Here is a 6,563-nt window from a genome sequence, read left to right on the forward strand (position 1 = left end):
AAGAGATTCGTCGAATACTGCGGGTGACGCGCGCGATTTCCTGTTAGCCGAGAAACCGATTGGTGCTGTGGGCTCATTGCGGGTGCGGGCGTTGCGAACCTGACCGGCGGCGCCCGGCACCCCCGAACAACTGAAATTATCCTAACCTGCACGTTCGGGTATTCTCGGGTGCGGGTCGGTATGTTTCGGCAGGTATTCCAAGGTTCTTCTTGTCGCCCGCCGATCCCGCCGGCGCCCGGCCGGGCTGGCCGACACCGCGATCGCCGGCGTGTTCGGAACGGCTGGCATCGCGGTCCGTTCCCCTCGACGGGGCGGAGGCCGACAGCGTGGAGGCGGCCACCGGGCCGTCGAGGGCTGAGCGGACGGCGCGGGGTCAGGCCGAGCGGCGGTGGCCGCTGTGCTGCTGGTGCACGTAGAGCTCCCGGCGGTGCGGGCGGTGGCGGCCAGGGCGCGGATGCCGAGGTGTTTGCGGTTGAGCACTGCCTGGGTGGCGACGAGCTCGCGGTAGAACTCGTCCAGGGGGAGCCGGGTCGGAGTGACGGCGTGCTGGATGTCGAACAGGCGGTAGTCGAGGGTGGTGAGCCGCTGCGACTGGGTGTGCCAGATCTCCGTGCCCGGATAGGGGGTGATGACGGTGAGGTGGACGATCTCCGGTACCGACAGGGCCCACTCCCGCACCAGCCGGAACCGTTCGGCGTCCCAGTCCGGGTCGGCGATCAGGTTCACCGCCACGGTGATCCCGATCCGGCGGGCAAGCTCGAGCGCCCTGATGTTCTCGTCGGGGGAGATGCGCTTGTGGAACAGGTCGAGGCCCTCGGCGTCCAGTGCCTCCATGCCGAGGAACATGTAGGTCAGGCCGAGCCGGTGCCACCGCTGGAAGACCTTGGGATGGCGGAGCAGGACGTCCGCGCGGGTCTCCAGGTAGTAGCGCTTGCGGATGCGGCGGCGCTCGATCTGGTCGGCGATGGCCATGCCGTGCTCGGGTTTGATGAACGCGACGTCGTCGACGAGGAAGACGTTGGGCTCGCGGATGGAGGCGAGCTCGTGCCCGGCGGCGTCCGGTGACATACGCCGGTAGCTGCGGCCGTAGAAGGTCCAGGCGCTGCAGAAGGAGCAGTCCCACGGGCAGCCGCGGGTGAACTCGACTGAGGCGCAGGGGTCGAGTTCACCGATGAAGTAGCGGTTGCGGTGGGGCAGCAGGTGGCGGGCGGGCAGCGGTTCGTCGAGCGAGGGCAGCATGGTCGGGGGGCTGTTGCTTTGGCGAGGTCCGCCGTCTCGATGTCCAGCCAGGCATGATCGAGTAATGCGTCGACGTCCCGCCCGTCCGCCAGTCCCGGCATCTTCAGTTCACCGGCTTCCGGTTCCCACCTGAGGTGATCGTGCTGGCGGTCCGCGGGTACCTGCGCTACGCCCTGTCGTACCGGGACATCGAGGAACTCCTGACTGATGCTGGCCAATGCCGGCATCATGTCCTTCGGCACGGTGGCCGAGATGACCGACGCCACCTGGCAGCAGATGATCGACACCAATCTGACGGGCGTGCTCCACGCCATGCGGGCCGTGCTGCCGACGATGATCGCGCAGGGGTCGGGGTGGATCGTCGCTACAGCGTCGATGGCGGGCAGGGCGGGCATGTAGAACCTTGGCCACTACGTCGCGACGAAGTGGGGCGTGATCGGGCTGGTGAAGTCGGCGGCGCGGGAGACCACGGCACACGGGGATCACGCCCTCACGTCATCGCGACGACGACCTTGCCAGCCCTCGCGCGGCCCTTCTCGACGTACTCCATGGCCTCCCGGGTCTCCTCGAACGGGAAGACACGGTCGACGACGGGACGGATCTTCCCGGCGTCGATGAGCGGCGTGAGTTTGCGCAGCTGGTCGCCGCTGGCCTTCATGAACAGGAACGAGTACGTGACGTTGCGGCGCTTGGCGCGGCGCCGGGTCCTGAAGCTCAGCGCGCTCATCGCCAGTCGGAGGATCGCGTTCGCGCCCAGCTCGCGGGCGAAGGCCGCGTCGGGAGGGCCTGCGATGCTGATGACCTTCCCGCCGGGCTTGAGTACCTGCAGGGACTTCTCGAGCGTCTCGCCGCCGAGGGTGTCCAGGACGACGTCGTAGCCGTGAAGGACGGTCTCGAAAGCCTGCTTCTTGTAGTCGACGACGACGTCCGCGCCGAGCTCCTTCATCAGGTCGACCTTGGCCGTGCTCGCGGTGGTGGCCACGTGCGCGTCCAGCTGCTTCGCCAGTTGGACGGCGATGGTGCCGACGCCGCCGGAGCCCGCGTGGATCAGGACCTTCTGGCCTGGCTGCACCTGTGCCCGCTCGACCAGCGCCTGCCACGAGGTCAGGGTGACCAGGGGAAGCGACGCGGCCTCCTCCATGGTGAGCGTGGCCGGTTTGATCGCCACGTCGTCCTGGTGGACGGCGATGAGTTCGGCGAACGTGCCGATGCGGTCCTTGTCGGGCCGCGCGTAGACCTCATCGCCCACCGCGAACCGCGTGACGGCCGATCCCACCTGGACCACCACCCCGGCGAGGTCGTTGCCCAGGATGAGCGGGAGACGGTACGGCAGGATCGCCTTGAAGTCCCCGTCGCGGAGCTTGAGGTCCAGCGGGTTGACGCTCGCCGCGTGGATCCGGACCAGGATGTCGTCGGCGCTCACCTGCGGGTCGGGCATCTCACCGGCGCGCACGCCGGCCTTGTCGCCGTACCGCTCGATCATGAAGGTTTTCATCGTCGTCTCCGTCGCCCGTCCGCGAGGGGCGGGATCTCTGTTCATCCTGGGCTTCTCCCAGTACGAGACACTTTGTGGCGTTTGCTTCGGTCTCTTGGAGCCCCTCGCCGATGCGGCGGGCGGCCATCACCGGCGCGGCATCTGCCGCGGGCCTCAAGAGCAGCGCCGCTAACGGGAACCAGCCGCAATGCCTTCGGGCGTCAGCCCACCGGTGCGGCCGGGGCGATGACGCGGCTGGAGTCGCCTCCCTGGATGACGCCCAGGGATCCGGCGATCGCCTCGTGAGGGACTCCGAGGGGCCCCGCACTGACTTCCGACAGGCGGGCGAACTGCTCGGGGGTGAGCTGGACGTCGAGTGCGCCCAGGTAGTTGTCGAGCTGGGTGAGGTTGCGCGGCCCGATGATCGGAATGAGCGAGGTCGCGGACCGGGCGGCGCGCTCCCGCACCCAGGCCACCGACACCTGGGCAGGCGTTACGCCGATCTCCTCGGCGATGGCCAGGACGGCATCGACGACGGCGGTCTTCTGGTCGGTGCTCTCCGTGTGGATGACCGCCCCCAGGTCACTCAGCCGCCCCTCGGTGCTGTGGCGGTACTTTCCGGTGAGCAGTCCGCCGCCGAGCGGGGACCACAGGGCGGCACCGAGTCCGAGGCTCTCGGCCATCGGCAGTAGCTCGCGGTCGGCGGTCCGCTCGACGAGGCTGTACTCGTTCTGGATGCCCACGATGGGCGCCCAGTTCCTGAGGTCCGCGAGCGTCACGGCGCGGGAGACACGCCAGGCGGGGAAGTTGGACAGGGCGGCGTGGTGGATCTTGCCGGACCTCACCAGGTCGTCGAGCCCGCGCAGGATCTCTTCCATGGGCGTGAGCTCGTCAGGGAAGTGCACCCAGAGCAGGTCGATGTAGTCGGTGCCCAGGCGCGTCAGGCTGGCCTCCACCGAGGCGATCATGTTCTTGCGGCTGTTGCCCGTCTTGGAGACGCTCGGCTGGGGCGCGGCGCCGAGGGTGAACTTGGTGGCCAGGACGAAGTGGTCCCGGTCGGCGGAGACGAATTTCCCCGTCAGCTCTTCCGACTCGCCGAACTGGTAGGTGTCCGCGGTGTCGAGGAAGGTGCCGCCTGCTTCGGTGAATCGGTCGAAGATGCGGCGCGCCTCGTCCGGTTCGGCGCCGGCACCCCAGCCGGTGCCGAAGTTCGCCGTGCCGAGCGCGTACTCGGACACGCGCAGTCCGGTCCGATGTCCGAAGGTCGTGTATCGCATCAAGTGTCCTTCCTCGAGGGTCGACAGGGGCAGGCGGCGGTGTGCGCCTCACGCCGCATTCGGCGAAGCGGCCAGGCTCTGCCTGACGTACCGGGTGGTCTCGTCGGCGAGGATCTCGGGCAGGCCCGTCTCGATGCCGTACAAGGCCTGGGCGGCGACCTCGGCGGGGTCGGTCTTCTGATCGGCGGGCACGCCGGCGGCCATGTCGGTGTCCATGTATCCGACGTGCAGCGCCGAGACGATGATGCCGCGGGGTGCCAGTTCCTCCCGGGCCGCGTCGGTCAGCGCCCAGGCCGCGGCCTTGGCCGCGGCGTAGGACCCGAGGCCGGCCGGGTGCAGCCAGGACAGGACCGACAGGATGTTGAGCACGGCGCCGCCGCCGTTGCTCTCGATGACGGGGGTGAAAGCCCGCGTCACGGCGAGCGGCCCGAAGAAGTTCGTCTCCATCTCCAGGCGCACCGCGTCCAGGCCGCCCGCGATCAGCGGCGTGGCGGTGGAGATGCCGGCGTTGTTCACCAGCAGCGTCGCGTCGGATGCGGTGCGGGCCGCGGCCCGGATCGACTCCTCGTCCGTCACGTCCAACCGCAGCGGGGTGACGCCCGGCAGGTCCACCGTCTCGGGGCGGCGGGCCGCCGCGTACACGTTCGCTCCGCGCTCCACGAGCTGGGTGGCCAGATGCCGCCCGAGCCCCCGGTTGGCGCCGGTGACCACCGCGACCGCGTCCTTCAGTTCCATGCCTGCTCCCAGCGTTGCGGGCGCCAAGCGGGCCCGCACAAGTTAGATCACGATGACAATCTAAACTCTAGCCTAAGATAGATGCCAATCGACATCCAATCGGGAGGTGGCTGATGGGCCGCGTATCGCAGGCGCAAGCGGAGGAGAACCGTCGGCGGGTCGTGGAAACCGCCTCCCGGCTGTTCCGGGAGCAGGGCACCCACGTCAGCGTCGCCGACCTGATGAAGGCGGCCGGCCTGACCCACGGCGGCTTCTACAAGCAGTTCGCCTCCAAAGAGGCGCTCGTCGACGAAGCCACCGCCCACGCGTTCGACGAACTCACCCAGCTCCGCAATGACGGACTCGAGCAGCACGCCGGGCAGCGCGACGCCGCCCAGCAGGCGTTGATCGACACCTACCTCTCCATCGAGCACCGCGACAGCGCGGCAGACGGGTGCCCCGCCGCCGCACTCGCCACCGACATAGCGCGCGAACCAGGAGATCGCGAGGCCCGCCGCGTCTACACCGAGGGAGTGAGTGACTTCGTCGAGTGGCTCGCGACCGAGGACCAGGACGGCATCGCCCGGCTGTGCACCATGCTCGGCGCACTTGTCCTGGCCCGGGCCACCCAGGGCTCCCCGCTCTCCGAGGAAATCCTCACCGCCGCGCGCGCAGCATTGACGGCAACCAGCTGATCAGGGACACGGTGTCGGGCAGCACGCCGCAGGAATTCACCGGCCCGTCAGGAGGAGCGGCTGCACACGCGGCCGACGCGTGGCGATCCCAACGATCGGCATCGGTCCCGGAAGCGGCTGCGACGCGCAGGTGCTGGCCTGGGCGGCCGGTGAGGGGCCCGAGGAAATTCGCGGGCCGGCGGGTGATCTGCTGCTGGCCACGGGGCGAGCCGCCGGGCTCGCAGGCGCGCCCGGGCCAGGTGCCGACCGGATCGCGGCAGCGCTGTAGGTATCTGTGCCGAGGAACGTGTCACGGAGATGGTTCGAGGCAGGGCATCATTCCTCGTCGGCGTCCTCGGGCGCGTCCGGATTGCGCAGCGGGCGCAGGCCCTGGCCTGGCCCGCTGGAGCGGAACTCGAAGTGGTAGCGGCCCAGGAAGTCGATGTGCCGGTCCTTCAGCGGGAAGAGGAGGGCCACCTCCTCTTCCTTGAGGTCGTGGCCCTCGGCACGCAGCTGGGCGACTGCGGCGTCCAGGTAGCGGGTGTTCCACCAGGACCACGGCGTTGAGGACGACCTCCAGACTGGCTAGTGCAACGTTCCTCGTTACGGCTGTAGATCGTCTGTGCCGGTGGATCCTGGCGGGAAGGCGGTCTTTCACGCCGAAGTTGGTGTATGCCCGCCCTCCCGTGGACGCGGAGGAGGAGCAGAAGATCCGGAAGTTGGCCGGGTCACGGCACGCTCCCGGTGACTGGATCCTGCGGGCGCGGATGATTGTGGCCAGCTGGGAGGGCGAGCGCACCAGCACCATCGCCGCCCGGCTGGGCTGCCACATGCAGACCGTGCGTGAACGCCTGGCCCGGTTCAACGCCGAGGGCCTCGACGGGCTGGGCGACCGGCCCGGGGCCGGTCGCCCACCACGCATCACCGAACGCGAGCGGGGCCGCATCATTGCCCTGGCCCGCGCGAACCCCCCGGGCCGGCCATGACCGGCCCGGAGCCGGCCGCAAACGCCGGATCAGCGAAACCCAGCGGGGCCGCATCATCGCCCTGGTCCGCGCCGACCCCCGGGCCGGCCGGTCCGCGACGCCGGCGGCCAGCTGTGTGCCGCGGACGAGGCCGGCCCACCGCAGTGGACCCTGAACTACCCTCACCGAGGCCGCCCAGGCCGAGGGCATCCAGATCCAG

General features: G+C 69.4%; 8 protein-coding genes and 2 pseudogenes. 5 read left to right on the forward strand and 5 right to left on the reverse strand.

All coding sequences use genetic code 11. The annotated features are described in order from the left end of the window. Positions 1-141: 141 nt before the first annotated feature. A complete protein-coding gene (locus FrCorBMG51_RS23295; RefSeq protein WP_235433849.1) occupies positions 142-1,239 on the reverse strand; it encodes a radical SAM protein in 1,098 nt (365 codons plus the stop codon). 64 nt (positions 1,240-1,303) lie between these two features. Between FrCorBMG51_RS23295 and FrCorBMG51_RS33305 the strand changes: the two are divergent. Together FrCorBMG51_RS33305 and FrCorBMG51_RS23300 are read left to right on the forward strand one after the other, a co-directional pair. Continuing rightward, positions 1,304-1,472 (forward strand): annotated as a pseudogene (locus tag FrCorBMG51_RS33305) (IS6 family transposase); the annotation flags it as partial. 19 nt (positions 1,473-1,491) lie between these two features. Then, entirely contained in the window at positions 1,492-1,638 is a 147-nt protein-coding gene (locus tag FrCorBMG51_RS23300) for an SDR family NAD(P)-dependent oxidoreductase (protein ID WP_235433850.1), read from the forward strand. A 91-nt stretch (positions 1,639-1,729) separates the two neighbouring features. Here the strand turns inward: FrCorBMG51_RS23300 and FrCorBMG51_RS23305 are convergent, their stop codons facing one another. The 3 genes from FrCorBMG51_RS23305 to FrCorBMG51_RS23315 all read right to left on the reverse strand — a co-directional run bounded on the left by FrCorBMG51_RS23305 (position 1,730) and on the right by FrCorBMG51_RS23315 (position 4,725). Continuing rightward, positions 1,730-2,734 carry an NADP-dependent oxidoreductase gene (locus tag FrCorBMG51_RS23305; protein ID WP_047225144.1) on the reverse strand — a complete coding sequence of 335 codons (1,005 nt, stop codon included), beginning with the start codon at positions 2,732-2,734 and terminating at the stop codon, positions 1,730-1,732. 200 nt (positions 2,735-2,934) lie between these two features. Continuing rightward, positions 2,935-3,990 carry an aldo/keto reductase gene (locus tag FrCorBMG51_RS23310; RefSeq protein WP_047225145.1) on the reverse strand — a complete coding sequence of 352 codons (1,056 nt, stop codon included), beginning with the start codon at positions 3,988-3,990 and terminating at the stop codon, positions 2,935-2,937. A gap of 48 nt (positions 3,991-4,038) precedes the next feature. Then, positions 4,039-4,725, reverse strand: coding sequence for an SDR family oxidoreductase (locus FrCorBMG51_RS23315; protein ID WP_047225146.1), 687 nt, complete (start codon positions 4,723-4,725; stop codon positions 4,039-4,041). Between the two features lie 113 nt (positions 4,726-4,838). Between FrCorBMG51_RS23315 and FrCorBMG51_RS23320 the strand changes: the two genes are divergently transcribed. After that, positions 4,839-5,399, forward strand: coding sequence for a TetR/AcrR family transcriptional regulator (locus FrCorBMG51_RS23320; protein ID WP_047225147.1), 561 nt, complete (start codon positions 4,839-4,841; stop codon positions 5,397-5,399). A 79-nt stretch (positions 5,400-5,478) separates the two neighbouring features. Further along, positions 5,479-5,667 (forward strand): hypothetical protein, encoded by a 189-nt coding sequence (locus FrCorBMG51_RS23325; protein ID WP_047225148.1) that lies wholly within the window; start codon positions 5,479-5,481, stop codon positions 5,665-5,667. Positions 5,668-5,714: 47 nt separating this feature from the next. Here FrCorBMG51_RS23325 and FrCorBMG51_RS30085 read toward each other — a convergent pair. Then, positions 5,715-5,918, reverse strand: a pseudogene (locus FrCorBMG51_RS30085) (hypothetical protein); the annotation flags it as partial. Between the two features lie 146 nt (positions 5,919-6,064). Between FrCorBMG51_RS30085 and FrCorBMG51_RS25850 the strand changes: the two are divergent. After that, positions 6,065-6,364, forward strand: coding sequence for a helix-turn-helix domain-containing protein (locus FrCorBMG51_RS25850; RefSeq protein WP_052914980.1), 300 nt, complete (start codon positions 6,065-6,067; stop codon positions 6,362-6,364). The last annotated feature ends 199 nt before the right edge of the window (positions 6,365-6,563 follow it).

The sequence above is a fragment of the Protofrankia coriariae genome (assembly GCF_001017755.1).
Taxonomy (GTDB): domain Bacteria; phylum Actinomycetota; class Actinomycetes; order Frankiales; family Frankiaceae; genus Protofrankia; species Protofrankia coriariae.